General features: G+C 40.4%; 25 protein-coding genes. 6 read left to right on the top strand and 19 right to left on the bottom strand.

The genetic code is table 11. The features are described from left to right. Positions 1–28: 28 nt before the first annotated feature. The 9 genes from AC0VZ9_RS08690 to AC0VZ9_RS08650 form a co-directional block, all read right to left on the bottom strand. Positions 29–295 carry a phage holin gene (locus AC0VZ9_RS08690; RefSeq protein WP_026041693.1) on the bottom strand — a complete coding sequence of 89 codons (267 nt, stop codon included), beginning with the start codon at positions 293–295 and terminating at the stop codon, positions 29–31. Between the two features lie 2 nt (positions 296–297). Beyond that, positions 298–573 (bottom strand): hemolysin XhlA family protein, encoded by a 276-nt coding sequence (locus tag AC0VZ9_RS08685; RefSeq protein ID WP_019381617.1) that lies wholly within the window; start codon positions 571–573, stop codon positions 298–300. Between the two features lie 229 nt (positions 574–802). Further along, positions 803–1,012 (bottom strand): hypothetical protein, encoded by a 210-nt coding sequence (locus AC0VZ9_RS08680; RefSeq protein ID WP_019381616.1) that lies wholly within the window; start codon positions 1,010–1,012, stop codon positions 803–805. Between the two features lie 36 nt (positions 1,013–1,048). Continuing rightward, complete coding sequence (locus tag AC0VZ9_RS08675) at positions 1,049–1,249, bottom strand: hypothetical protein (protein WP_071160458.1); 201 nt, start codon at positions 1,247–1,249, stop codon at positions 1,049–1,051. Positions 1,250–1,384: 135 nt separating this feature from the next. Further along, a complete protein-coding gene (locus tag AC0VZ9_RS08670; protein WP_252246150.1) occupies positions 1,385–1,831 on the bottom strand; it encodes a hypothetical protein in 447 nt (148 codons plus the stop codon). Between the two features lie 237 nt (positions 1,832–2,068). Beyond that, positions 2,069–3,427 (bottom strand): IS1182 family transposase, encoded by a 1,359-nt coding sequence (locus AC0VZ9_RS08665; RefSeq protein WP_064328220.1) that lies wholly within the window; start codon positions 3,425–3,427, stop codon positions 2,069–2,071. A gap of 156 nt (positions 3,428–3,583) precedes the next feature. Continuing rightward, complete coding sequence (locus AC0VZ9_RS08660) at positions 3,584–4,303, bottom strand: LutC/YkgG family protein (RefSeq protein WP_009331075.1); 720 nt, start codon at positions 4,301–4,303, stop codon at positions 3,584–3,586. Next, positions 4,300–5,730: a LutB/LldF family L-lactate oxidation iron-sulfur protein gene (locus AC0VZ9_RS08655; RefSeq protein ID WP_009331076.1), complete on the bottom strand. Its 1,431-nt coding sequence runs from the start codon at positions 5,728–5,730 to the stop codon at positions 4,300–4,302. Before AC0VZ9_RS08655 ends, AC0VZ9_RS08660 begins: the two co-directional genes overlap by 4 nt. Before the next feature lie 131 nt (positions 5,731–5,861). Beyond that, on the bottom strand, positions 5,862–6,578 hold the full coding sequence (locus tag AC0VZ9_RS08650; protein ID WP_009331077.1) for a (Fe-S)-binding protein: 717 nt from the start codon (positions 6,576–6,578) through the stop codon (positions 5,862–5,864). A 205-nt stretch (positions 6,579–6,783) separates the two neighbouring features. On the opposite strand from AC0VZ9_RS08650, the gene AC0VZ9_RS08645 reads away from it, so the two are divergent. Beyond that, positions 6,784–8,532, top strand: coding sequence for a B12-binding domain-containing radical SAM protein (locus AC0VZ9_RS08645; protein WP_475397265.1), 1,749 nt, complete (start codon positions 6,784–6,786; stop codon positions 8,530–8,532). 30 nt (positions 8,533–8,562) lie between these two features. Here AC0VZ9_RS08645 and AC0VZ9_RS08640 read toward each other — a convergent pair whose 3' ends face one another. Together AC0VZ9_RS08640 and AC0VZ9_RS08635 are read right to left on the bottom strand one after the other, a co-directional pair. Beyond that, entirely contained in the window at positions 8,563–8,718 is a 156-nt protein-coding gene (locus AC0VZ9_RS08640) for a hypothetical protein (RefSeq protein WP_009331079.1), read from the bottom strand. Next, positions 8,718–8,879, bottom strand: coding sequence for a hypothetical protein (locus tag AC0VZ9_RS08635; protein ID WP_019381612.1), 162 nt, complete (start codon positions 8,877–8,879; stop codon positions 8,718–8,720). Before AC0VZ9_RS08635 ends, AC0VZ9_RS08640 begins: the two co-directional genes overlap by 1 nt. Positions 8,880–9,047: 168 nt before the next feature. Here AC0VZ9_RS08635 and AC0VZ9_RS08630 point away from each other — a divergent pair, with 168 nt between their 5' ends. Then, a complete protein-coding gene (locus AC0VZ9_RS08630; protein ID WP_071160464.1) occupies positions 9,048–9,398 on the top strand; it encodes a DUF3905 domain-containing protein in 351 nt (116 codons plus the stop codon). A gap of 73 nt (positions 9,399–9,471) precedes the next feature. Here AC0VZ9_RS08630 and AC0VZ9_RS08625 read toward each other — a convergent pair whose 3' ends face one another. Further along, positions 9,472–10,836 carry a TrkH family potassium uptake protein gene (locus tag AC0VZ9_RS08625; protein ID WP_009331082.1) on the bottom strand — a complete coding sequence of 455 codons (1,365 nt, stop codon included), beginning with the start codon at positions 10,834–10,836 and terminating at the stop codon, positions 9,472–9,474. Between the two features lie 138 nt (positions 10,837–10,974). Here AC0VZ9_RS08625 and AC0VZ9_RS08620 point away from each other — a divergent pair, with 138 nt between their 5' ends. The 4 genes from AC0VZ9_RS08620 to AC0VZ9_RS08605 all read left to right on the top strand — a co-directional run bounded on the left by AC0VZ9_RS08620 (position 10,975) and on the right by AC0VZ9_RS08605 (position 15,252). Continuing rightward, entirely contained in the window at positions 10,975–12,093 is a 1,119-nt protein-coding gene (locus AC0VZ9_RS08620; protein WP_009331083.1) for a CdaR family transcriptional regulator, read from the top strand. Positions 12,094–12,198: 105 nt separating this feature from the next. Next, entirely contained in the window at positions 12,199–13,611 is a 1,413-nt protein-coding gene (glcD, locus tag AC0VZ9_RS08615) for a glycolate oxidase subunit GlcD (protein WP_009331084.1), read from the top strand. Further along, positions 13,608–14,939 carry a (Fe-S)-binding protein gene (locus AC0VZ9_RS08610; RefSeq protein ID WP_475397264.1) on the top strand — a complete coding sequence of 444 codons (1,332 nt, stop codon included), beginning with the start codon at positions 13,608–13,610 and terminating at the stop codon, positions 14,937–14,939. Before glcD ends, AC0VZ9_RS08610 begins: the two co-directional genes overlap by 4 nt. Positions 14,940–15,051: 112 nt before the next feature. Further along, on the top strand, positions 15,052–15,252 hold the full coding sequence (locus tag AC0VZ9_RS08605) for an alpha/beta-type small acid-soluble spore protein (RefSeq protein WP_009331086.1): 201 nt from the start codon (positions 15,052–15,054) through the stop codon (positions 15,250–15,252). Positions 15,253–15,301: 49 nt separating this feature from the next. Here the strand turns inward: AC0VZ9_RS08605 and AC0VZ9_RS08600 are convergent, their stop codons facing one another. From AC0VZ9_RS08600 to AC0VZ9_RS08570, 7 genes are all read right to left on the bottom strand, one after another. Continuing rightward, on the bottom strand, positions 15,302–16,447 hold the full coding sequence (locus AC0VZ9_RS08600; RefSeq protein WP_256814741.1) for an anti-sigma factor domain-containing protein: 1,146 nt from the start codon (positions 16,445–16,447) through the stop codon (positions 15,302–15,304). After that, positions 16,444–17,187: an RNA polymerase sigma factor SigI gene (gene sigI, locus AC0VZ9_RS08595; protein ID WP_251174387.1), complete on the bottom strand. Its 744-nt coding sequence runs from the start codon at positions 17,185–17,187 to the stop codon at positions 16,444–16,446. Before sigI ends, AC0VZ9_RS08600 begins: the two co-directional genes overlap by 4 nt. A gap of 120 nt (positions 17,188–17,307) precedes the next feature. Then, positions 17,308–18,549, bottom strand: a complete 1,242-nt coding sequence (locus AC0VZ9_RS08590; RefSeq protein ID WP_475397263.1) for a DUF5667 domain-containing protein — start codon at positions 18,547–18,549, stop codon at positions 17,308–17,310. Between the two features lie 169 nt (positions 18,550–18,718). After that, positions 18,719–19,195 (bottom strand): hypothetical protein, encoded by a 477-nt coding sequence (locus tag AC0VZ9_RS08585; RefSeq protein ID WP_009331091.1) that lies wholly within the window; start codon positions 19,193–19,195, stop codon positions 18,719–18,721. A 162-nt stretch (positions 19,196–19,357) separates the two neighbouring features. After that, positions 19,358–22,645, bottom strand: a complete 3,288-nt coding sequence (locus AC0VZ9_RS08580; protein WP_475397262.1) for an efflux RND transporter permease subunit — start codon at positions 22,643–22,645, stop codon at positions 19,358–19,360. A 206-nt stretch (positions 22,646–22,851) separates the two neighbouring features. Beyond that, positions 22,852–24,249 (bottom strand): Na+/H+ antiporter NhaC, encoded by a 1,398-nt coding sequence (gene nhaC / locus AC0VZ9_RS08575; RefSeq protein ID WP_475397261.1) that lies wholly within the window; start codon positions 24,247–24,249, stop codon positions 22,852–22,854. A gap of 445 nt (positions 24,250–24,694) precedes the next feature. Then, positions 24,695–26,272: a peptide chain release factor 3 gene (locus tag AC0VZ9_RS08570; RefSeq protein WP_475397260.1), complete on the bottom strand. Its 1,578-nt coding sequence runs from the start codon at positions 26,270–26,272 to the stop codon at positions 24,695–24,697. Between the last annotated feature and the right edge of the window lie 105 nt (positions 26,273–26,377).

Below are 26,377 nucleotides of genomic sequence, written 5' to 3'. Positions count from 1 at the left end.
AATAAGAAAAGCCACCCAAAAGGGCAGCTTATTTAGGCCATTGATAGCGTTTTGCTTGTTGACTATCCTCTATTCCTTTTGTTGTAGGATCATTTAAAGCATTCCACACACTCACCACTATCAGCAGTAAAACATATGGATTAGAATAAGCTCCGACCAGCAAATTAAAAACAGAACCCCAAGTAGTGAGGTCCTGTGCAGTCAAACCATAGTATCCTAGTATTGGTGCAAAAAAAGCTAGAAATAACTGTGCTAGAAATACAGGATTTTTAAAGCGAATCTTCCAGTTGATCATGTTCATTGTCCCCCTCTTAAAACATTATAAAAAATTGCAATCGCTCCCCCAATGATTCCAGTACTGATTGCTGTGATAATGGCTGCTGTAATTGTTCTTTTTATCCATGTTGTATTTTCGTCAATTTTATTTAGCTTTTCATTTATTGAAATAATTTGTTGATCCTGTCGAGTTGTAATTTTTTCAAGATTGTTCACCCGATTCTCAATATCTCTAAGATCCCCTTTTATTTCTGCAATTTCTTTGTCGTACATATTTTCATTAACCGTCTCCTTCAAGATAACCAACCTCCATATAAGGATATCTTGTGCTTGTCCAGCTATATGGACTTAAGTGGCTAAAATTTATATTCTTTTCCACATTGAGCACTCTATAAGGTAGTAAATGAAAACCTTCTGCATCAAGTAACGGCAACTATCTCCATTTTGCATTAATAGTTCTTCTACAAAGTAATTTACTTTCCCTAACCTTTAAACACTGTAAAGATAATTGCAATACCGCCGCCAATTATAGCAGTGAAAACGGACATAATAATGGCATTTGTAATTGTTCTTTAGTATCTTCTTTAATTTCCTTTAGGTCACCTTGGATGTTCTGGATTATTTGGTCTTGTAAGAGTGTTTTATCCTGTAGCCGGCGAATATCACCTTTCATTTCTTCAATGTCTTTCTTTACAGATGTCTTCCATAAATCCATTGTTTCCGCCTCATTTGTCACTTACAATACCTCCTTTGAAGGTAATAAAAAGAACCCTTAAATCTTAGGTTCTTTTGTACCATTTGCTTCCTTTGATTCAATTAGATTATTTTCAAGTTCCTGGATTTTCTGCTGCAATTCTTTGTTTTGAGAAACCACATTAAATTGTGCCTTCAAGATAATATTTTCGTGTTTTAGTTTTCCAAGTTCATTTTGAAGATAAGGGTCTATAGAAATTTTTTGATTATCTCCTCTCATAATGTAATTTCTCCTCCTATTTGGGCTTTTAGATTTTCTAATTCTGTAAGCGCCACATCTAATTTTGGGGATAATTCCTGAATGGCTTTCCATTCCATAACGTCTATTGCATACCCAAAAGCGCCTTTTGTGGTGTTACAATATCAACAGGCGCTTCCTGATAGGTAAGACCAAGCCTTTTTTATCTACTCCCGGAATATCACCTTCTAAGTAATACTGTTTCACAGGAGTTGCAAGGATTTCTTTTAGTGCAGATTTGGTATACAATTCAATTTCACTTTTTAGTTCTTCATCAGAAGTATAAGTGGTTGAACGTACTTTCAAATCATTCCTCAGAATATTAACATTCCCACAAGATCCGGCTACAAGGGTTAGTTCACCGCCTGGCCTTTCATTTCTTACAGTGAGACCTTCGCTGCTGACGCTACCAAATCCGAAATATGCACTTCTTGTAGTACCGGTTTTAAAGAACTCAATATAACAATTCGTTCTCCCATAAAGCTGCAATAAATCACTGTCGGCTCCAATCCAAACTTTATCTTTGAAAACAAATTCCCCTCTGTTTATGTTTTTAAATGTCATTCCATCATAGAAAATGTGAACATTTCAAATAAATTAGCTACTGATATTCTAAACCTTCTTCCTCTTATAGAAGCTGATCTCGCCTGGGACGCTTTCAGAAAAAAACGCCAACAAAAGTTGGCGTTTCAGTTTGTAGACAAAAAGTGTTCGGAATAGTCTCATTCCGAACTCTTTTTTTGATTTTTTGTAGGACTTCAAGTAATTACAGAGAATTGCAGACCTCTCCGAGGTTATCATTTAGGCCATTTCTGGACCTTGCCAAGTCCAGTTGGCCATTTTCTTCAAATTCATGGCAGCGAAAGTAAGCATCGCCTGCATCGACATTTTTTTAAGTCCCCTGAGGGTTGTCCAACGCATGCCATGCTTTTCTTTTGCATCTGCGAATACTCGTTCAATTGTTTCTTTGCGTTTTTCATAGATCGGTTTGACGTCTTGATGGTGGCGAAGATGATCTGCTTCTTCCACATGTTCCTCCCACACATGACGTTGAATCATTTTTTGATGTGCTTGACTCTGTGTGCATTGAGACAAGAAAGGGCATCCAGCACAAATTCGAGGATCTGATTTATATTGACGATACCCTTCCTTTGTAGTTGTAGTATATTTTAATATCTCACCAGTTGGGCAAATGTAACAGTCAAAATGCTCATCATAAGCATACTCATGTTTTCTGAAGAAACCCTCTTTTGTGCGAGGTCGTGTGTAAGGTAAAGCAGGTGTGATGTCGTTTTTCAATAAGTAGCTCGTGATAGCAGGTGTTTTATAGGCTGCGTCTGCCGCAACAGCTTTTGGTTTACTAACTTTCTCAATGACTTGTTCTACCAATGGCTCTAAAATATGACTATCATGCGTGTTACCAGGGGTTACAATTGCGCCTAACACGAAGCCGTTGCGGTCTGCGGCCGCATGGAAAGAATAAGCGAACTGTTTTGTACGCTCATCTTTTACATAGTAGCCACTCTCTGGATCTGTTGTACTTTCCTTGATTTCTTTGTATTCTTCTTTATCAAACTTATCTGGTGGAATCGGCTTTTTTCCATGATCCTCGCGGTCTTGGTTAATCTCCTCTTGAAGGCGTTCTTGATAAGCACGGGTTTCTTTTCGAACAACTTTCTTTTCAAATTTGCGTTTATTTGCACTCGCTTTTACATGAGTAGAATCTACAAAAACGTGTTCAGCACTAATTAAATTCTTTTCAGCTGCGGTTTTTAAGATTCGGTAAAATATTTGTTCAAAGAGATCGCTGTCTTTAAATCGGCGCTCATAATTTTTACCGAAAGTTGAGAAGTGAGGAACTTTATCGTGAAAGCCATATCCTAAAAACCATCGATAAGCCATATTCGTTTTCAATTCTTCAATTGTTTGACGCATGGAGCGAATACCGAAGGTATATTGAATAAATGTGAGTTTAATTAATATTACAGGGTCAATACTTGGGCGGCCTTTTTCTGAATACTTATCTTTTACCAAGTCATAGATGAATGAGAAATTAATCGCCGCTTCAATTTTGCGGACCAAATGGTCCGCCGGTACAAGTTCGTCTAAAGCAACCATTTCAATTTGATCCCGTTGAATTGGATTATGTTTTGAAAGCATTTAAATCACCTCAAGCATTGTATTACTTCTATTTTAAAATAAAAAAGACTGCAGACAAGCACGATTTTCATCGAGTTTGTCGACAGCCTGAAACGCCAACAAAAGTTGGCGTTTTTTTCTCGTACTAACAAACCAGAATGCCAGGTGTCAAAGGCATTATAAATCTTCAATAACAATATACGCAGCCTTTACAGGCCCATGTACACCAACAACGAGGTTCATCTCAATATCAGCGGAGTTGCTTGGTCCAGTAATGAAGTTAATGCAGGAAGGTGCCAGCTGCCCTGAGTTTACCCTTTCCCTAATGATCCTTGCAGCCTGTGTCATACGCGGGACCAGGGTGCTCTTCGGAATAAGGATGATAGAAGCAGCAGGGAGAAAGCTGACTGTCCGCCCGTGATCTTTGCTGCTGAACAAGACTGCTGTGCCGGATTCAGCCAGAGTTATCTCACTGACCGTAATTCCGATGTTAGCATGTTCTGCGTAGTCAATATTTCTTCTTTCTTCAGAAAAATCCCACTCATATACCTCTACTTTCTCTTTTGGCCAAATTTCCTTAAATAGCGGTGTAAGCCCAAACTGTCTATAGCGGTCATCCTTCCAGGTCACAACTGGCCCCCCGCCATATTGGGCTACAATTTCTTTGAGCGTTTCAGTCAAATTGTCAGCATTGGTTACAACAAGATCAGTGTGGATTTTCGTACACTGTGTCTTTAATGCTTCAAGAAGCTCATCAGCATCTGCTTCTTTCAAGACTGCATCCTGCGGGTTAAAGCTCCATTTTGGTCTTTCCACTCCAGTAACTCTTTTTTCTCTGCCTAATCTGCCTGCAATTTTACTTAAAAAAGCATCTCGATTCTGAATTGTTCCATTCACTGCTGTCCGCCTCCTTTCGGCCGATTTTTGAACCAATCGCGAAATCTTTCTTTATTAGGAGCTGGAAAATCCCTGATTTCTGTCCATGCCTTTAATGGGCCTGGTCCCTTTGTAATTTTGTCGCCTGCGGTAAATGGATTCATGGCTGCCGGTGCCAGCTTTGACCCCAGTTTGTAAAGGGACGGTGAAGCTGCTCCCAGTCCAAAAGCCTTCATGGTCATCTTTTCCGATATGGGAGCTCTTCCTTCTTTTTCGACAATTACCTGCCGGTGTTTATGAAGAAGTTCATGAAGAGGGATTTTGACTGGACAGGCTTCCGTGCAGGCTCCGCAAAGTGTTGATGCATAAGGCAATTCCTTATAATCATCATAGCCGCCTAAAAGGGGTGACAGGACCGCTCCAATCGGGCCTGAATAGATGGATCCGTAGGAATGACCGCCAACATGCCTATATACGGGACAAACATTTACACAAGCAGCACAGCGGATACATTGGAGAATGGAGTGAAACTCTCCTCCTAAAATCGAAGAGCGGCCATTGTCCACTATAACCAGGTGGAATTCTTCAGGACCATCGACATCGAGTTCTTCTTTTGGACCTGTCAGAACAGTAATATAGCTCGTAAGCTTTTGTCCAACAGCGCTCCTTGTCAGCATGCTTACAAGCACTTCCATTTCCTCGTAAGTCGGGACCAGCCTTTCCATGCCCATTACCGTAATTTGCGTCTTAGGCAAGGCAGTGACAAGATCTGCATTGCCTTCATTAGTCACTAATGTGATTGAACCGGTTTCAGCAACAGCGAAATTGCAGCCCGTAATGCCAACATCGGCGGTTAAGTATTCGTGGCGCAGCATTTCTCTCGCATGCCACGCAAGTTCTTCCGGCTTTTCTGTGTTCTGATAGTTCAATTTTTCTGCAAAAACATCCCGAATCTGCTCTTTATTCTTATGAAGGGCAGGCGCCACTATATGTGAAGGGGGATCATGGTCGTCTACCTGAAGGATGTATTCCCCCAAATCAGTTTCAATGACCTGGCATCCGGCCTCTTCCAGTGAGGCATTTAAATGAATCTCTTCGGTTACCATCGATTTTGATTTAACTACTTTTCTTGCATTCTTCTTTTCAATTACTTCCCGTATATAGGCAGAGGCTTCTTCAGCAGTTTCAGCAAAATAAACGTGCCCTCCCCTTTTAGCTACATTTTCGCTGAGCTGGTATAAGTAAAAATCAAGATTTTCCAGTACATGCTGGCGAATTTCTTCTGAAAGCGACCGCCATTCTTCCCAATTTCCAAGTTCTGCTGCAGCGTCTAGCCTTCTTGTCTGAAGCCTTTCCTGTGCACCTGAAACTGCCCCTCTCATAAAGGAATTGCTTATTCCGGAATCTACACGATCCTTAAAGTCGTTTGTTCCTATTTTCATAGCCATTTCTATTCCCCCTTAAGCGCAAGCGCCTTACCCGCCAGTGTCACACGAGGCGCCAGGCTGCTTATGCTAGACAATGATCAACGTTCAAATCTGTCTATCCTGCTTTTTAAGAAAGCATGTCCATTAATTGCTTAGCGGCAATTTAACACTTCAGCAATATGCATAACCCTTATTGGCTTTCCCTGCCTACCGATCCTGCCTCCAATATTCATCAGGCACCCCGCGTCAGCTCCAATGAGAATTTCTGCTTCTGTCTCCTCTATATGTCCAACCTTCTCATCTACCATTTGTTCAGATATTTGAGCCATTTTCACGGAGAAAGTACCGCCAAAACCGCAGCATTGCTCCTTGCCGGGAAGCTCTTCGAATTCCAGACCCTTCACATTTTTTAATAATCTCATAGGTGCTTCTCTCACTCCAAGAAGCCTGGTCATATGGCAGGATGTATGAAAGGTGGCCTTTCCTTTTAATTTTGCACCTACATCGTCAACGTTTAGAACTTCAACAATAAATTGAGTAAGTTCGTATGTTTTTTCGGCAAGCTTTTTTGCTCTGGGTTCCCACACAGAGTCACCTTTAAAAACATGAGGATACTCCTGAAACATATAAGCGCAAGATCCAGAAGGGGAAACAACATATTCTGCATGTTCAAATGCTGTGATCATCCTTTTCATAGCTTCCTTTGATTCCTTCACATAGCCGCTGTTGTAGGCAGGCTGGCCGCAGCAGACCTGTGCATCCGGAAAATCTATTTCACATCCCAGGCGTTCTAGCAGTTCAACAGCTGCCTTGCCTGCATTTCCCTGAAACATATCTACCAGACATGTTGCAAAAAGACTTACCTTCATTCATTCCCTCTCCCAGCTAGATATTATATTTTTCTACTATCTTACTATAGTTATAATACAAATTGTTGAATTTTTATAAATATTATAATAATTAGTATAATTTATTTTCCTTATTATATGTCAATGTTTTACTTCCTTTTTTTCATTAAAAAATATGATACAATTATATGATGTTTAAGTAGCTAAAAAGGGAGTTCAAAAATAAATGAAAGTTATCGCCAGTACGCTTAATGCCAAATACATTCATACAAATATAGCGATCCGCTATCTAAAGGCATATGCTCAGCCTGATTTCGATGTGGAATTAGCCGAATATACAATTAAAGATCCGGTAATGAATATCGTTACAGATCTGGTCCGCAAAAAACCTGATGTGATCGGATTCAGCTGCTATATATGGAATATCGAAGAGACCATTAAGGTCATTAAAATGATTAAAAAGATTGACCCCTCCATTCATATTGCAGTCGGAGGACCTGAAGTAACATATGATGTTGCGGATTGGATGAACAATGTAAAAGAATTTGATTACATTGTTATCGGTGAAGGTGAGGAAACGTTCAAACAGCTGCTTACAGAGCTGAATGGCACAATGAATATGGAAAATGTGCATGGTCTTGCTTTCAGGGAAAATGGCCAGGTTCGTATTAATCCTCAGCGGAATAAGCTGGATTTGCGCGAGCTGCCCTCGCCATTCCGCTTTGAAGAAGATATTCCCCACCTTTCTAAACGGGTCACTTATATAGAAACCAGCCGGGGATGCCCATTCAGCTGCCAGTTTTGCCTTTCCTCTATTGAAGTAGGCGTGCGATACTTTGACAGGGATAAAATTAAGGACGACATCCGATATTTAATGAGGAATGGCGCAAAAACCCTTAAATTTGTGGACCGCACATTCAACATAAGCCGCAGTTATGCCTTGGAGATGTTCCAATTTTTAATTGATGAACATCTGCCTGGTACTGTCTTTCAATTTGAGATCACTGCCGACATCATGAGACCTGAAGTGATTGAATTTCTAAACAAGGAAGCTCCAGCAGGATTATTCCGATTTGAAATTGGTGTGCAATCTACAAACGACTATACAAATGAATTGGTCATGAGGAAGCAGAACTTTAACAAGCTTTGCCGAACAGTCACAATGGTAAAGGATGGAGGGAAAATTGACCAGCATCTTGACTTAATTGCCGGACTTCCTGAGGAAGATTATGATTCATTCAAAAGAACATTCAACGATGTATTTGCAATGCGGCCGGAAGAGCTCCAGCTCGGCTTCTTAAAAATGCTGAGAGGCACCGGGCTTCGCTTGAGAGCAGAAGAACATCAATATATTTATATGGACCATTCTCCATATGAAATACTTGGAAATAATGTTTTGTCCTTTGATGACATCATTCGCATTAAACAGGTTGAAGATGTATTAGAGAAATATTGGAATGATCATAGAATGGATGCGACTGTTGAATATTTAGTTACAAAAGTATTTCCGACTCCATTCGATTTCTTCCAGGAATTCGGCAGTTATTGGGAACAAAAAGGATGGTCCAGAATTGGCCATCAGCTTGAGGATCTTTTCAAACGGCTTTTTGAATTCCTGCAGTCAAAAAACATTGCTGATTTGGAGATAGCAGAAGGCCTTATGAAGCTTGACTATATTTCAAAACAAAAATACAAGCCAAGAAAACCCTGGTGGCAGCCAAGCTTTGAAAAATCCGAGAGATCAAAGCTTTACCAGTCTCTGCTTGAAAATCCAATCCAGCTGGGAGAAGACTTCTTAAGCCTTCAGCTGAATGAAAAAGAAATATACAAACATACCTTAAGTGAAAGATTATCTTTTGATATTGAAAAATATATTAAGGATGGAATAATTGAAAAGAGAGACTCAGTTTTGCTTGCCTATTTCGACTCAAGCTCAGAAAAAGTTTCCATCTTTACTGGCCCTATACATGATTGATAAAACCGGCAGAAATCTGCCGGTTTTTTTTTAGCATTTATCCCGATCTTTCTTATTATCTTTATCACGGTTCATAAATGGCAGCTCATAAAGTTTTCCGGCATTTATATCACCAAACTCCATACCGAATTCAACATTGGCCGAGCCATTTTGCCGTCCTTTTTTTCGTTGTTTATTATGATCCACTAGGCTCTTCCCTCTTCCCCATGCTTGGAGTTGCGGTTAGCCATTTTCATGGGATTTTCTCCCTGGCTGAATTCTGCTGAAAACTCTGATTCCTGAAGGTTCTTCTTAGGCGTCTTGCTGTATTTTTCAACTGCATTATACTCAGCTTTTCGTTTGGCCATCCCAATCTCCCCCTGAAAAAATATTTCATAGTGCTAAATCCATTTTAAGGTTTAACACAGCTTTATTTTTAGTAAAAAACATGGTTTCATTCCTATCTGAGTCTTCCTTATTTTACAATCATAAATTTTACTGCGGTGCAAAAAATAGAGTAAAAAGGAATGAGCGATATGACTAATAAAAAGAATAAAGATAACAAGAGCATTGGCATTGATGAGACACTTCCACATCAAATAGAAGCACCGAGCTTTAAAGACACAGGCATGAAACTTCAGCCGCCTTTCAAGAATTCTTTTGGCGTAACCATTGGGGACAGTTATTATTCTTCTGACAGTTCACCGCTGGAAAACTGGAGCGATGAAACAGATCCTGCAGTGATGGCAGGTGAGGATTGGATTCATCCGACAAATGATATCGGCTGGAATACATCGGAAAACAAAGAACTCCTTGAAAGCAAAAAGCCGCCTCAAGCCTACCCATTCATGCATCCTACTAAAGATGTCAGCCGCGGTACGGATTAATAAGAAAAGTCTTGCGCATAGGCGATGGGGACAAGAAAAAAAGCAGTCCGGAATAATCTTCCGGTCTGCTTTTTTAGCCAATAATAACGCGCTCTTTAGGATAATGAAAATTCGGCTGTTTTTCTTTGCCGCCTATAATAAATAAGAAGGAAGTTAATCCAATTCTTCCAATAAACATTAAGGCCATTATGATACATTTCCCGATCATTGATAATTCCGGTGTGATTCCTAACGACAGACCCGTGGTACCAAAAGCTGAACAGACCTCGAAAATAATTTCAATAAGCTCCATCTGCTTTTCTGTAATGCTTAGAATAACAACAGAGAAAAAACACATTCCAATAGCAAGCAAAGTGATAGCAAGGGACTTCAGAATATCATCTTCATGAATTTCTCTTTTAAATATTTTTATATCCCGATTTCCTTTGGCAAAGTGATATATAAAGAGGATATTCACAGCAAATGTAGTCGTCCTGATGCCCCCGCCGACAGAACTTGGTGATGCCCCAATGAACATTAAAATACTCATTATAATGAGAGTAGGCATTGTAAACTCATTAACATCCATGGTTGATAACCCGCCGCTCCGGGTGGTAGCGGATTGGAAAAATGCATAAAAGAAGCTTTCATGCCAGTTCATGCCTTTGAAATATTGATTAAACTCCATGATGAGCAAAATAACGGTACCAAACACAAGAAGGGCGGCATATGTAACGGTCGTCAATTTTGCAAATAAGGAAAAGCGAAAAGATGGTTCCTGGTCCCATTTATTCCTAAATAGATATTGCTTTAATTCGATAAGAACAGGAAAACCTATAGCTCCTAAAGTAATCAGAATAATATTGATCAGCTGCACGAAATAATCGCCGGCATATGGTTTAAGAGAGGCTCCTGTTATATCCATGCCCCCGTTGGTTGTAGCACTGACAGATGCGAACAGCGCATGCAGGAATGCTTCATCCCATGCAGGATAATATTTAAGAAAATGAAAACCCAATATGAGCGCACCAAGCGTTTCAATCACCAATATAATTTTAATGATTTCTTTTACTAAATTGACTAGGCCGGACAAGGCATACTGATTATGATCGACCATGATGAGGCGACGCCCTCTTAATCCAATCTTACGGCCCAGCAGGAGCCAAAAGAATGTGCCTAGCGCCATGATCCCTATCCCGCCAAACTGAAGGATGAACATGATGACAAAATAACCAAAAACACTGTATGTTTCCGATATATCAACCACTGACAGACCGGTTACACTCACTGCACTGACAGCCGTGAAAACTGTATCAATAAATGCAACCTCCACTCCTGGTTTATGTACAGCCGGTATTCTTAATAAAAGTACCGATACAGATACTGCCAATAAATAATATCCGGATATTACTTGGGCAGGTGTCAGTTTATCCAGCCAATTTCTTACGTCTTTCCACATATCATACCTGTCCCCTTCAAAATTTTTCTAACCCTTATCATAATGAATATACCCGGTTTTTAAAAGGGATATTAGAAAATTCGCAGGAAGTTTTTTATTTATATATAATAAAGTCAAAAAATCAAAGGGAGATATAACATGTTGTTGCCTGACCTGGCTGAAAAAATTATAGCTGAAGTGCGTCAGTTTCTTCAGGAAGATATCATAGTTGCCAATACCTGCGGGGTAATCATTGCAAGTACAGATGCAGGCAGAATAGGCAGTTTTCATGAAGGCGCACTGATTTGCATAAAAAATAAAGAAAAGCTGATTATTACCAGGGAGGATCAGTCTCGCCTTCAAGGTGTAAAAGCCGGCATTAACCTGCCGATCTTTTTTAAAGGAGAAACAGTTGGCGTAATTGGCATAACCGGAAATCCCGATAAAATTTCCCCATTCGCAGAAATCATCCGCAAGCTTACAGAGTTATTTATCAGTGAAAGTTACTTTGCAGAGCAGCTCGATTGGCAGGCTCGTGCACTGGAAGGTTTTATGTTTGACTGGCTGCAGGCAAAAGAATGGGATCCCGCATTCAAAGAACGGGCTCATCTTCTGAAAATTAATCTGGCTGTGGACAGACAGGTTTCCATCGCAGAATTCAGGCAAAATAGCCAATTGCTTCATAGGGATCTTTGGAATAGGATATTATCCTGGAAGGAAGCTGGCCCTCATGATATTCTAATCCGCTGGGGCAATAACCGGATAGTGCTTTTAGCTGGAGCTTCTTCAGCACAAAAAGAGAACCTGATAAGAGAAAAGGTCACTCGCTTTCATCGTTTTCTTGAGAACCTTCTGGCCGCTGAAGTAAGTATGGGCACCGGTAAACCACTGCCTCCCTTCAGCCTGTCCGAATCGTTTATGCAGGCAGAACGTGCTTTAAAAATTGCAAAAGACCGTGGCACCATAATTTTTGACCAGGACTTGACCATTGAAATGATTTTTGATGACCTCTCACCAGAAACTAAAAAGGACTTTGTAGAAAGAACAATTGGGACATTCATGAATGAACAGGATCTTATGGTAACCCTTCAGGAACTTTTCAGGCAAAATCACTCTTTGAAAAATACTGCTGAAGCATTGCATATACATATTAACACCCTTCATTACAGACTCAAGAAAATATCGGATCTTTCCGGCCTATACACATCAAATCTGAATGATTTAATGAAATTATTCATTGCGGTAAAACTTTTAGATGAAGGTACAAAAAACAATTAAAATATCCATGAATATTTGTATAGTTAACCATAGCAGAGCATTCCCTGCTTTTTTTATACTTAAAGAAATAGATATTGACAGCTTCCATTAAAGGAGAGGATCCATTTGGTTGACGTTCAAATAAAAGAAGAATTAATAGCCGTTGTCGGCGCAGAAAATTATGATGACTCAAAAGCAGGGCGCCTCGTCTATTCATATGACGCTACTCCAAATTTCCAATCGATGCCCGACGCAGTGATCAGTCCGCGAAATACACAGGAAGTATCAAGTATCCTCAAGATTTGCAGCAGCTCAGGAATTCCAATCGTACCAAGGGGATCGGGCACCAATTTATGTGCAGGCACCTGTCCTACAGAAGGCGGAATTGTACTCCTGTTTAAGCATATGAATAAAGTGATTGAAATCGATGAAGAAAATCTTACGGTTACAGTACAGCCCGGTGTCATCACGCTTGACATGATTAACCAGGTTGAAGCAAGAGGGCTTTTTTATCCTCCAGATCCAAGTTCGATGAAAATAAGCACAATCGGAGGAAACATCAATGAAAATTCCGGCGGACTGCGTGGATTGAAATATGGAGTTACAAGGGACTATGTAATGGGGCTGGAAGCTGTACTTGCGGGCGGAGACATTATTAGAACGGGCGGCAAGCTTGCGAAGGACGTGGCAGGATATGATTTTACCAGACTGCTGGTTGGATCTGAAGGAACTTTGGGGATCGTTACGGAAGCAACATTAAAATTAATCCCGCTTCCTGAGTCAAAAAAGACAATGCTTGCTTTATATCAGGATCTTGAACAAGCTGCAAAATCAGTCTCAAAAATCATCGCTGACAAAATCATACCCGCCACCCTTGAGTTTTTAGATCAGCCTACATTAAAGGCTGTTGAGGATTTTGCCCAAATTGGATTGCCAACCGATGTCCAAGCAGTACTTCTTATTGAACAGGATGGTCCGATTGAGGTGGTGGAAAAAGATATGCAGAATATGGCTGAAATCTGCAAGAAACAAGGGGCTGTATCTGTACAGCTCGCAAATTCCGAAATGGAAGCAGAAGCCTTGCGGACTGCAAGGCGTGCCGCATTATCGGCCCTTGCACGCCTTAAGCCCACAACCATTCTTGAAGATGCTACAGTGCCAAGATCTGAAATTGCCAACATGGTAAAAGCAATAAATGAAATTTCCAAAAAATACGGACTTTCCATCTGTACATTTGGCCATGCCGGTGATGGAAATCTGCATCCGACCTGCCCTGCAGATGCCCGGGATAAAGATGAAATGAAACGGGTTGAAAACGCTTTTGAAGAGATTTTTATCAAGGCGATTGAACTTGGAGGGACTATAACAGGCGAACATGGAGTGGGGGTCATGAAAGCTCCCTATCTTGAACTGAAACTTGGCCAGGCTGGCATTGATGCAATGAAAGCTGTTAAGACTGCTTTAGACCCCAATAACATTCTTAATCCCGGCAAAATTTTTGCCAAGGATGACAGAAAACGAGTGGTGGTTGCCCAATGACAACATTAAAAGAACAAATAATCATTCAGGAAGAATTTAAGAACCGAATGAATGAAGATGAACTCCTGAATTGCATGCGCTGCGGCTTTTGCCTCCCTTCCTGCCCCACCTATGTCGAGTCAGGCTTTAAAGAAACAGACTCTCCAAGGGGAAGGATCGCGTTAATGAAAGCTGTTGCTGACGGATTAATTGAACCGGATGAAGACGTAGAGAGATCTCTTGATCTTTGCCTGGGCTGCCGGGCATGCGAACCTGTATGTCCTTCAGGAGTAAAATATGGGCACTTGCTGGAAGAAGCAAGAGATATTATAAATCAGAATAAGAAACATTCGCTTCCGGTCAAAGCGGTTCGCAGTTTGGTCTTTAATGGGCTGTTCCCCCACCAGAACAGAATGAGGGCAGCTGCCGGGCTATTGGGCTTTTATCAGCGTTCAGGTCTCCAATCGGCCGCCAGAAAAACAGGAATGCTGAATTGGCTTCCAAAAAACCTCACGGCCATGGAAAAGGTACTGCCTCAAGTGCCAAAATTAAAAGAAATGAAAAATAGGCCATCATATCTCTCAGCAGATAAACCTATAAAAAAAGCCGCTTTTTTTACTGGGTGCTTAATGGATACGATGTTCCTGGAAACCAATAATGCGACAATAAAACTTCTGCAGCTTGCAGGATGTGAAATCCATATTCCTCAAAATCAAGCCTGCTGCGGTGCTCTTCATGGCCATAGCGGTGAAAAACAGGCGGCTAAAAACCTGGCAAAGCGGAACATAGAGGCTTTTGAGAAGCTGGACGCAGACTATATCATTACAAATGCAGGAGGATGTGGAGCATTCCTTATTGACTACGGCCATCTTCTTAAAGATGACCGGGAATGGCATGAAAGAGCTGTAAAGTTTTCGCAAAAGCTCAAAGATATCAGCGAAATTCTATACGAACTAGAATTCCACAAAAAAGTTAATCTTGAGCTGCCAGGGCAGATCCTAACTTATCAGGATTCCTGTCATTTGCGCAATGTCATGAAAACCTCAGCAGCCCCGCGCACTCTTCTGAATTCAATTAAAGGCATCGAATTCAGGGAAATGAAGGATGCAGACAGATGCTGCGGTTCTGCCGGTATTTATAATATTGTTGAATCTGACATGTCAATGCAAATACTTGATCATAAAATGATTCAGGCCAAGTCGGCAGATGCAGCAGTAATTGTGACCTCTAATCCGGGCTGTCTTCTGCAGATGAAGCTGGGGATAGAACGTGAAGGTTTATCCGGAAACGTAAAGGCCGTTCATATCGCAGATATTCTTCTGGAAGCTGCTGTTCATAAAGAAACATAAAGAAACTGCTTATGCCGAAATATTACCACTTATGAAACTCCCTTTTTAATTCATACTAAAAATACAGAGGGAAGATAAACTCTGTAAGACCAATAAAAAGGAGTTGAATACAATGGCAAGAAGCAGCAATAAGCTTTTAGTTCCTGGGATTGAACAATACATGGACCAGGTAAAATATGAAATTGCCCAGGAATTTGGTGTTCAATTAGGCTCTGATACTGTATCCCGGGCTAACGGATCTGTGGGCGGAGAAATTACTAAGCGACTAGTACAGCAAGCACAGGCACAAATGTCCGGCCAAAATAATCAATAACAACTTCATATAAATGGAAAAAGTCCGGAGCCATCTCCGGACTTTATTCTTACCTATTCCCTCTGTCATTATGCTTCCCTTGATTGTTTCCGCTGGCATTATTTCGATTGTTCCTGTCTTTCTGATTCTTATCAGGACCATTACCGCCTCTGTTTTTCCCATTATCTTTTTCTTTGGGATTTCTCTCGGGGTTTTTTCTGTTTTCATTAGCTTTATTATTTTTTTTTTCGCTTGGACGATTTTGATGTTTTTGGGCTTTTACGTTATTTTCTTGATTTATCTTTTCTTTATTATCATGCCTATTTCCAGGATTATTTCCATTGTTTTTACCGCTGTTATTCTGCTGGTTCCCAGATTTCTTTATTTGCCCTGGAACAGCAGGTTTTTCTTTATGATCTTCTATTTTCTCCTGCTTTTTTAATTGGATTTGCGTATTTTCTGCCGGCTTTTGCGGAGCAGGAATTTCTTTATCTGTCTGTTTAACAGGATTTGCAGGTTCAGGCATTTCTATCTTGTCAGCGTCAGCTTTTAATTTATTTTCTTTATATAATCCAGGTGAGAGCCCTTTTTCAATAGCAGCTTCTCTTTCCTCTTCACTTGCTTCCAGTAAAGTTACTTCAAGCTGCTCTTTTTGTGCAGCTTGTTTTATATCTGCCAGCTCCTCCTGAATACGCTTATCCGCTTCTTTACTCTGTTCTGTATAAACGGCAGCAATGACTACTTCTTTATTTTCTTTAAAATAGCCCTGTTTCTTTATCTGAAGAAGAATTTTGTCAGCTACATCATGAATGCTGTTTTTTTCCCATTTCTTGATGTTTTGTATAATTAGTTTTCCTTCCTCATTATAAGGAACGAGCTTTACTACCTGATATTTTTGATTGACCCCTAGTTCAATACTCGGATTAACGTCGATTGACATATATGCATACACTTCGTCATTTTGCAGGAACGGCAGAAATGAAACGATAGCGAGCATTAGTGCAAAAGCTGCTGCCATTAATCCTTTTCCTTTAAATAGATTAAAAATAGTTAAAGGCGACGACTTTTTTCCGTTTTTCAGTTCTATTGGGAAGAATTCAATTTCCTGGCCAAGTGTATATGCCCCATCTTGTTTTCGGGCCCGCAGAAATTCACCTTCCGGGGTTAATAGTGTTAAAAAACGTTCGTTTATTTCCATGATAATTCCTGTTTTCACGTTTCCAACACCCCTTTTATATAATCCTTTAGAAAGATATAATCGCCAGTTAATATCAGTGATATGGCAATTATATATTTCCTATTTCTCTCTATTGTTTTTCTGCTTAAGGATACATAGCTCTCAAGCTGCTTTATCGGCAGCTTTTTTTTATCATAAAGTATGTTTTTGAGTTCATCATTTTCAACCAGAATCTTGGCTACTGTCATCGCATTTTTTCGTGCATCAGCATGTTTTGGAGACTGTTCGATCAAATCGCTGAAGGTAAGATCGAATTCCTGCAGAACCTGTGTAAACTGGAGAATTTCTTCTTTTCTCAGTTCTTCATCCGTTTTTTTTCTGAAGTCTTCAATGGACAATTCGTCTTCAATCGCAGAACCCGTATCATCATCTTCCAGATTAGAGCCTCCATTAAAACTAAGATTCTGAAATTTGGATTGCTTACGGATATAATCAATAACCCGTCTTTTAATCAGCACTTCCGAAAAACTGATCAATGAACTCCCTTTATCAGGACTATACTTTTGAATGGCTTCATTAAAAGCGATGAGACCAATGCTGAATTCATCATCTGATTCATGTATGTATCTCTTGCAGACTGATGATACTGTTTTAGCAATAAACGGCTTATATGACTCTATTAGCTCATTATTTAATGCTGTATCTCCCTGCTGTATTAACTCTACCGTTTCTTCGAGCGTTCTTTTACGCTTCTTTGCCAAAAACAATAAACTTAGCAATTGCCCCACCTCTTTTCAAAACACATTATATCATACGGTGTCCAGATTATTTTTTTTAGGGTGGTTTGTTTATTGGCAAAGGAAATGAAAGCCTCGAGGCGCTTTCTTTTCCAGCATAAATCAGTTGCCTTTATTCTCTTTTCCTTGACCTTTTACTTCTTCAGCTTTCAATTTTCCTTTGCCGGCATGGCTCTTTGCCTCTGCCTGCTTTTCTTGAACTTTCTTTGCCTGCTGTTCTTTTGCTGCTTTCCAATCTGCCTCACGTTCTGCTTTTTCAGCTTGTTTAGCTGCTTCGCGTGCTTCCTTTTCTGCTTTTTTAGCTTCTTCTCGTGCCGCCTTTGCTTCTGCTCTCTTTTTAGCCTCTAAAGCCTTTGCCTCTTTTTTCTTCTCAGCTTTAGCTGAATCTTTTACCTCTTTAGACACCTTCACGGCATTTTCAGGTAACACAGTTTTCTCTTCAGAAGCTGATTCATCCATCTCTTTCTCCGGATCTTCTGCTGCTTCAGCTTCTTCAGATTTAATCGGAGCATGCGCCATTTCTGAAGATTGCCCAGCCTGGTCAATTCCAGTATATTCTTTTTCTTCTATCAATTGTTCAGACCATTTTTCAGTGAACTTAGCAATGTTCTTTTGCATCGCTAAAACAGAGGGATGGTTTTCATCGAATCTTTCTGAAAACTTAGCAAGATTTGCCTGAAGGGCAATGATATTCTGTGCAAAGATTTCTTTTATTTCATCTTCAGTTTCCTTGTTGGCCGTGTCATTATCAGAAGAATCTTCACGGTCTGCATCGTCTTCATCTGGAGTTTCCACTTCAGCTGATTCGTCTAGATTACCGTTGTCCTCCTCATCTGATATTGATTTTCCCAGGTCTTCATTCGCTTCTTCATCAACGATAGTTTCAGCGTTTTCCATCTGTTCCAGTGCTTTTTCTATTGCTTCTAAAGCTTCTTCTCCCTTTCCTTCAGCAAAAAGTGCTTCTGCTTCCGCCATACGCTCTGAAGCATAATCGGCAAGCAATTTTGCATCTTTAATGTCATCAAAAGTTAGAGCAAGCTTCACTTTTTCCAATGCAAGCTTTGCAAAGTAGAAGAAGCTTCCAGGCAATAGAGATGGGGCTTCTTCATTAAGCTCTTCTTTAGCATTTTCAATGGATTCTGCTGCATCTTTTTTTGATTCAGCAGTTGCTTCAGCTGAAGGATCATTTTTTATTTCAACTGTTTCAAATTCTTCATCTTCCTTGTTCTCACTTGCAAAGGCTGTTGCGGCTGAAAATGTGAATGTTCCCGCAATTACCAGTGCAAGTGTGCTTTTTGCCATTTTATTCATTTTTTTACTGGATAAAAATACCAATAATTTCACCTCAAAATTTAATTAAAGCGGCCGCTTGTTCATTACAACTGTACGGATTCATGAAAGAGATTTTTGGGGGTTATTAAAAAATTTATTTTTAAAAAAGATAAAAAGCTTTAACATCACTAAATTGATTAGTGTGCCAAAGCTTTTTTCATTAATTAAATGATGTGCCATCTTAACTTTCCACCGGGTGCTTTCTACATTTCAAAATGATCCACCTGATCAATAGACCGGTGAATACACCCGGAATTACAAAGAGCATAGGAAGAAAGACCGGTCCGAAAAAAATCCCAAATAATTTCAGCTTGGTTGAGTACATAAGTCCTACTGTCACAAAGTAGGCACTGAACACAAAGGGAAGGAAAGATAATTCTTCATTTTCCGGCATAGCAGTACGATATGCATCCCACATTGCAAACATGTAAAGACAAGGGTAAAACATGAGCCACTGATAATTTAGGACATGAACCGCTTTATCAATTTCTCCCATGAAACTGAGCATGATGGCTGAATTAAAATGGCTGTATACATTAATGATGAATTCAAGCGCGACAAATAAAGTTCCCTTCCACAGCTTCCCCATTAATAATTGGCTAAAACCAGGCAATGCAATACTCCAAAAAACTGCTTCTAGTTTACTGAATTTTTTCATTTCATTACCACCAGCTACAAGTCGATACTTTTATTGTGCTCTGTTTATAGGTCAATTATCAATGAATTTTCCAGATATTTTCCTGAAAATCTAATAGGAAGTTATTTCCATTTTGAAACACCATGACAAAAGGCCCCTTCTTATCGAAGGAGCCTGCACGGATTAAGTATTTTCATCCTTGTTGTGTTCTTTTTTTTCTTTGTTATCTTCTTTTACAATTTTTAACAACTCTTCTAGCATGGCTGACATATCATCTCTGCTGTAGGAACTGGCTTCAGAGGTTTGAAGCTGATTTTTGTCTTCTGCACTTTTATTGTGATTCCAGTCTTTATCCACTCTTTCTTCAAGCAGATAGGCTGGCACTAAATGGCCATCCGGTGTTGCATACATTTTATTTAACCGCCTTGTATCCTTGTCAAAGAAACTATATACAACAGGTATCACAAATAGTGTCAGGAATGTACTGCTGATCAGCCCGCCTATCAGAGCAATTCCCATAGGCTGGTTAATTTCAGTACCTTCTCCTAAACCAAGGGCAAGAGGAACTAACCCAAGTATGGTTGTTAAAGCTGTCATAAGTATCGGTCTTGCACGGTCCTTAACGGAAATAATTAGGGCATCATAGGTCTTAAGGCCATTTTCTTTCTTTTGGTTAATATAATCGACAATGACTATTGCATTATTAACTACAATTCCTGCCAGCACAATAATCCCGATTATTGCTGTTAAGCTAATAGGTGTTTGGGTTGCTGTAAGAGCAATTGCCACCCCGATCACCATGAGAGGCACAGTAAACATGATAACTAAAGGATACTTCAGCGACTCAAATTGGGCTGCCATTACAAGATATATAAAGATTATTGCCAGAACAAAGGCCAGAATCAGGTCATCAATGGATGATTCCAGCAACTCCCTGTCACCGCTAAAAACGATTTCCGTTTCATCCGGCAAATCCAGATCAGCAATTTCTTTATCCACTGCTTTTGACATGGCACCCATGTTTGTTGAGGACTTGTACTTTAATGTAAATTGAACAGCATCCTGCTGGTTGATGCGCTGAATATTGACCGGTCCTTTTCCACGTTCTATATTAGTTACGTCACTCAGAGCAGCATAATTTCCATCAGGCTTTTTTATAAGCAATTTTTTTAAATTATCAATATCCTGTGTGACTTCCCGATCGTACTCAACAAAAACGCCATATATATTCGATTCTTCATCTATCATTTGTGTTGCCCGATTGCCACGTGTTACATCATTTACTGCCATGGCTACCTGGGCAGGAGCCAGGCCTTGCTCAAGTGCCTTTTCACGGTCCACAGTAATTTGAATTTCTTCAACTGTATCCATAAGGTCAGTGGATAATTCTGTTACATCATCTAAGTCCTTCAATCCATTATAGATTTTATCTGCATTTTCCGTTAAGCGATTTGGATCTGTATCCTTTACACTGAAAGTCAGAGTATTCGGAGCTGTACCGGATGAGGATTGCATGTTAAATGAGAGTTCGGCAGTTTCATTAACCTTTGATGCAGCATTTTCCAGATCCTTTTTGATATCATCGGCAAATTCAAAGGTTGATCTTTCACGCTGATCAAGCCCTTTCATTTTGATGTACAATTCAGCGATATTGGCATTCTTCGAGCCCCGGAAGGATCCTTCCTGTGTAGTTCCGATGAGGCTGACATATGTATCTACCTCTTCTTCATCCTTTAATTCTTCCTCTAAAGCAGATATAACTTTTTCAGTTTCTGAAAGCGCAGTGCCATTTTCAAGCTCCATTCGCACCGTAAAGAAGCCTTCATCTGTATTTGGAAGAAATTGTGTGCCTAAGGTGGTCATTCCAAAGCTTCCCGCTGCCAATAACAGCATGGTGATCGCTATTACCACTGCGCGATTCCGCAAAGACCACTTAATTGATTTTTCAAGTGAACGCATTAAGCCTGATTCCTGCCTTTTTGTCTCAATATTTGCTTTTGGAGACTTCAGCAGCCGGCTCGCCAGCATTGGCACAACTGTCAGTGCAACAGCTAGAGATGCAAATAAGCTAAAGGAAATGGTCAGGGCAAACTCCTTAAACAATTCACCGATGATTCCAGTAATAAATACTACTGGAAGGAATACAGCGACAGTCGTTAGAGTGGAAGCAGTAATCGCACCTCCTACTTCTTTTGCTCCATCGCTGGCGGCCGTTTTAGGATCTTTCCCCATTGATAAATGGCGGTAAATATTCTCAATAACTACAATGGAATTATCCACCAGCATCCCAATTCCAAGCGCTAATCCGCCCAGCGTCATAATATTTAAGGTGAAATTTGAAAAATACATTAAAACAAACGTAAAAATAACAGAGTAAGGAATTGAGATGCCAATAATAAGCGGGCTTTTAACATTCTTCAAAAAGAAAAATAGCACAATCATCGCAAAAGCACCGCCAAGAATCAGTGAATTGGAGATATTCCCTATTGCAAGCTTTATGTAATCCCCCTGATCAAAAAGAATTTCTGATTCAATATTTTCAAACTGTTCTTTCTCAAGAAGATCATCCAATTTCTGTATGAATTGATTTGAAACTTCTGCCGTATTAGCGTCTGACTGCTGCAGGACACTCAGCAAGACAGATGGAGAATGGTTTGTGCGCGTGATAGTGCGATCATCCTGGCTGGCCAGCTGAACCTCTGAAATATCTTCCAGGCTTACTTTATCGCCTGTTGCAGGGTCAACTGTTACAGTAAGTTTTTTCAGCGTTTCAAGGGAATCTATGGAACTAATGATCCTGGTTGTCAGTTCTTTTCCCTCAGTCAAAACCGGATCACCCGGCATTGAAATATTATTGGATTCAATTACATCGACAACATCTGCCTGGCTTAGTTTGAAATCTCTTAGTTTTTCCTGATCAAGTTCCACCCTTACTTCCTTAATGGCTGTTCCGGAGAGATTTACGCTTGCTACTCCTTTAACCTTGGTCAGCTCCAGGTTCAGTTGTTCTGCAAGCCTTCTCAATGCTTCAGGCTCTTCATCTGCACTAAGGGATAATTGTATGATAGGAAACTGGGCAGGATCAAACTTCATAAATCGCGGTTTATCGGCTTCATCAGGAAGCTGTGTCTGATCCAGTCTTTGAATAACCTCATTTTGTATTTCATCAATATCTGTCGTCCAGGAAAATTGCATCAGAATAAAATTTGCGCTCTCTTGCGAGGTAGAAGTTAAGGTTTTAATCCCCGGCAATGTTGCCAAATTTTCCTCGAGCGGCTTTGTTACTTTTTCCACAACTTCATCGGGACTTGCTCCTGGATACGAAGTTACTACTACTCCTACAGGAGGATTCAGATCGGGTATGAGCTTTAATGGAATATTCATAAGGGAGACAGCCCCTAAAATAAGCACTAAGAACATCGTAACCAATGTAAAGATTGGCCTTTTGATTGAAAAATCACTTATTCGCACACATTCTGCTCCTTTCAAAGTCAGTAAATATATGACGGCTGCAAGATAGATATAAACACATTTTAACTATATTAAAGCAGCTATCACTATGCAAGAAATCAGTGTGCTGCTGAATGGTGATAGAGAACAATATCTATGACTTTAAAGGGGCTCAATCACCCCAAAAAAGACATTGCCTAAACCTTTGCCCACAGAAAAAAGCAGCATTACACAGCTGCTTTTTTCTCAATTTTTTCGATTTTTAAACCAGTGAATCCATAGATAAGAGTAATAACTGGACTTAGTATGCAGAAGAACGCAAACGGCATGTAAGCTGCTGTTTCCACCCCTAGTACACCTGCCAGAAAAACTCCGCAAACACTCCACGGGACTAACGGGTTTACCACGGTGCCGGCATCCTCAAGAATCCTTGAAAGATTTTTCGGGTGCAGACCGGCTTTTTCAAAAGGCTCTCTGAACGCATTCCCAGTTAAGAGAATCGACAGATATTGTTCTCCAAGCAGGAAGTTAATGCCGATTGCTGTTCCTGCTGCTGCTGCCACTAGAGAGGACACACGATTCAAAACACCTTTGATTCCTTCAAGCAAAGCTGGAAGAATGCCAAGCTTAAAGAATAAGCCTCCCATGGAAAGTGCAAGCAATACCAATGAAATAGAAAACATCATACTTTCCATGCCACCTCTTGATAATAGTGCGTCTACTTCCTCTGAACCACTTTTTGAGACATATCCTGAAAACAGCAATGACATCACTTTTTCGAAACCGAAGCTGTTTTGAACAAAGATGGCCAGGATTAAAGCCGATAAAATTCCGGCTGACAGCGTGATGATAGCCGATACTCTTTTAATGGCCAGTATTGTCAAAATGACAAATGGAATTAGGGAGTACCAATGTACCAGCCCCTCATCCAGCAGAGTTTTTTTCAGCTGGGCAATTTTTGAAAAATCAGATGCTGCCTCGCCTGGTGACAGCACAGCAAAAATTGCCAAAGAAATAATAAACGAAGGGATCGTTGTCCATGCCATGGTCTTTATATGCTCAAATAAATCCACCTTAACTGTCGATGATGCCAGATTAGTTGTATCAGACAACGGAGACATTTTATCTCCAAAAAAAGCACCGGAAATAACTGCACCTGCCGTAATCGCATCCGAAAGACCCAAAGCAGAGCTGACTCCCATAAAGGCCACTCCCAATGTAGCAGCCGTTGTAAGCGAGCTTCCAATGCTCATGCCAATCACTGATGCTACCACAAACACAATGGCATAAAAGAACTTTCCATTAACAGCTTCCAAAGCCATGTAAATAAATGTTGGAATGGTTCCGCTTGCCATCCAGCTGCTTATCAGCATGCCGATTAAAAAGAAAATGAAAATCGCCCCTAATCCGGACTGGGCACCTTCTATCAGCCCCTTTTCCAGCTGTGTAATGGATACTTTTTTTATTAAACCGTAAGCAATTAACCCCATTATCGCGAAAACAACGGGAATATGAGGCACTGCCCCTGCGAAAATAATAGAATAACTGATCCCTCCAAGGATTAATAGAGTGACAATAAGTGCCTCAAACGGCTTCAAATTCAATGCTGCATGTTCCTGATGCATAATGTATTCCTCCTAAAAAATACAAGAAATTCGAGAGCAAACAAAAAGAGCCCTCTCGCCTATAGGGACGAAGGAGCTCCGCGGTACCACCCTAATTGATAAGCCATTTATGCTTACCCGCTTAAAGAGAATGTCCTGTGAAATGCAGTTGTATTTCGACCAATTGCTGCCTGAATTTTCATCACCCATTCAGTTTCTATCTGCTGCCGGCAACTGCTCTACTTTCTTCTGCGGACAAAGTCTATATTTTTATCGAGATTGAACTTCCTGCTTTTTAACTTAAACGCTTTTTAGTACTAAAGCGGATGTGTTAATACTATATTATCTATTGATGAATATGTCAATAGGAGTGACAGAGGAATTTACAGGAATTGAATCAGGAGAAGAGAGGCTGATCATTTACAGGGACCAAAAGCAGAAACGGCCCCTAAAAGAGGCCGCATGATTATTCTGAGTCCATCGGATTATATAGTTTTACATCCGGGTTTTTTTCCTGGAACCACCGGAGTGCAAAGTCATTTTCAAAAAGAAAAACGTTTTTGTCATAACGGTCTTTAACCAGGAGACTTCTTCCGCTGGAAAGATTTTCGTTGACCTCATCGCCTTCTACCCAGCGGGCGATTTTGGAGCCTTGCCTTTCCATATAAACTTCTGTGTTATATTCATTTTTCATGCGATGTTCAAAAACTTCAAATTGCAGCTGTCCAACTGCACCGAGAAGATATTCTTCCATTCTTACTGTTTTAAACAGCTGGATGGCTCCTTCCTGCACCAGCTGCTGGATGCCCTTATGAAAATGTTTTTGCTTCATGACATTTTTGGCAGTTACTTTTACAAATAGCTCAGGTGTAAATTGAGGTAGACGTTCGTATTGGAAATTATTTTTACCTGCCGTTAACGTATCGCCAATCTGGTAAGTTCCCGGGTCATAAATTCCAATGATATCCCCGCTTACGGCAGTATCGACTGTACTTCTGTCATCAGCCATGAATTGTGTGGACTGCGCAAGCTTGATGGACTTTCCGATTCTTGGTATATTTACAGCCATGCCTCTTTCAAATTGGCCTGAACAAATTCTTAAAAATGCTATCCGGTCGCGATGAGCAGGATTCATATTTGCCTGAATTTTAAATATGAAGCCAGAAAATTCTTCTGACAGCGGATCAATTTCACCTGCTGAAGAATTCCTCGGCTGCGGCGGCGGTGCAAATTGGAGATAAGACTCAAGGAATGTCTGTACACCAAAGTTGGTCAGCGCGCTTCCAAAAAACACAGGGGTCAATTCTCCCTTTGCAATTCTCTCTCTTGAAAACTCATTGCCCGCTTCATTTAACAGCATAATTTCTTCAAGAGTCTGATCATATAGACCAGAATCCTTAATGGAGTGGTTTCCCTCTATTTCGCCTTCCTCATTCAGTGAAATAAAGCGGTCCTCTTCCTCTACTCTGAATTGCTCAATTCGATTATTAAACCGATCATAAATTCCGAGGAATTCTTTCCCCATCCCGATTGGCCAGTTCATAGGATATGATTCAATTCCCATGACCTCTTCTAATTCCGCAAGGAGCTCAAGCGGTGCCTTTCCCTGGCGGTCAAGCTTATTCATAAATGTAAAGATCGGAATTCCTCTCATGCGGCAGACCTTGAATAATTTAAGTGTCTGCTCTTCGATGCCTTTCGCTGAGTCAATGATCATAACAGCACTATCAACGGCTGTCAGCGTACGATACGTGTCTTCACTGAAATCCTGGTGACCAGGAGTATCTAGAATATTAACGCGCGCACCATCATATTCAAACTGCATCACACTGGAGGTAACAGAAATACCGCGCTGCTTTTCAATTTCCATCCAGTCGCTTGTTGCATACTTGCCTGTCTTCTTTCCTTTAACTGTACCCGCGTCACGAATGGCACCCCCGAATAATAGGAGTTTTTCTGTCAGCGTCGTTTTACCGGCATCCGGGTGGGAAATGATTGCAAAGGTGCGGCGGGATAAAACTTCTTCTTTAAAATTTTTGGACATATTGGTTCCTCACTTACTTATATGAAAATTTGTTTATCGCAGTCTAACGGTCAGTTTGACTCCCATGTCGTACACATAGCAAATTGAGAATGGGTAAGCGGGAGT

It is taken from the genome of Cytobacillus sp. QJM3NY_8, from assembly GCF_056173585.1.
The sequence above is the reverse complement of the archived record's forward strand: the minus strand, read 5'-3'. Positions and strand labels throughout refer to the sequence as shown.

Bases quoted from the DNA above. Each gene is read 5' to 3' on its own strand.
- AC0VZ9_RS08570 (WP_475397260.1), bottom strand. From the start codon at position 26,272: ATGTCCAAAAATTTTAAAGAAGAAGTTTTATCCCGCCGCACCTTTGCA.
- AC0VZ9_RS08635 (WP_019381612.1), bottom strand. From the start codon at position 8,879: ATGGCCAAACGAAAAGCTGAGTATAATGCAGTTGAAAAATACAGCAAG.
- AC0VZ9_RS08690 (WP_026041693.1), bottom strand. From the start codon at position 295: ATGATCAACTGGAAGATTCGCTTTAAAAATCCTGTATTTCTAGCACAG.
- AC0VZ9_RS08605 (WP_009331086.1), top strand. From the start codon at position 15,052: ATGGCAAGAAGCAGCAATAAGCTTTTAGTTCCTGGGATTGAACAATAC.
- AC0VZ9_RS08645 (WP_475397265.1), top strand. From the start codon at position 6,784: ATGAAAGTTATCGCCAGTACGCTTAATGCCAAATACATTCATACAAAT.
- AC0VZ9_RS08625 (WP_009331082.1), bottom strand. From the start codon at position 10,836: ATGTGGAAAGACGTAAGAAATTGGCTGGATAAACTGACACCTGCCCAA.
- AC0VZ9_RS08670 (WP_252246150.1), bottom strand. From the start codon at position 1,831: ATGACATTTAAAAACATAAACAGAGGGGAATTTGTTTTCAAAGATAAA.
- nhaC (WP_475397261.1), bottom strand. From the start codon at position 24,249: ATGCATCAGGAACATGCAGCATTGAATTTGAAGCCGTTTGAGGCACTT.
- AC0VZ9_RS08630 (WP_071160464.1), top strand. From the start codon at position 9,048: ATGACTAATAAAAAGAATAAAGATAACAAGAGCATTGGCATTGATGAG.
- AC0VZ9_RS08610 (WP_475397264.1), top strand. From the start codon at position 13,608: ATGACAACATTAAAAGAACAAATAATCATTCAGGAAGAATTTAAGAAC.
- AC0VZ9_RS08650 (WP_009331077.1), bottom strand. From the start codon at position 6,578: ATGAAGGTAAGTCTTTTTGCAACATGTCTGGTAGATATGTTTCAGGGA.
- AC0VZ9_RS08620 (WP_009331083.1), top strand. From the start codon at position 10,975: ATGTTGTTGCCTGACCTGGCTGAAAAAATTATAGCTGAAGTGCGTCAG.
- AC0VZ9_RS08585 (WP_009331091.1), bottom strand. From the start codon at position 19,195: ATGAAAAAATTCAGTAAACTAGAAGCAGTTTTTTGGAGTATTGCATTG.
- AC0VZ9_RS08655 (WP_009331076.1), bottom strand. From the start codon at position 5,730: ATGGCTATGAAAATAGGAACAAACGACTTTAAGGATCGTGTAGATTCC.
- AC0VZ9_RS08675 (WP_071160458.1), bottom strand. From the start codon at position 1,249: ATGAGAGGAGATAATCAAAAAATTTCTATAGACCCTTATCTTCAAAAT.
- AC0VZ9_RS08665 (WP_064328220.1), bottom strand. From the start codon at position 3,427: ATGCTTTCAAAACATAATCCAATTCAACGGGATCAAATTGAAATGGTT.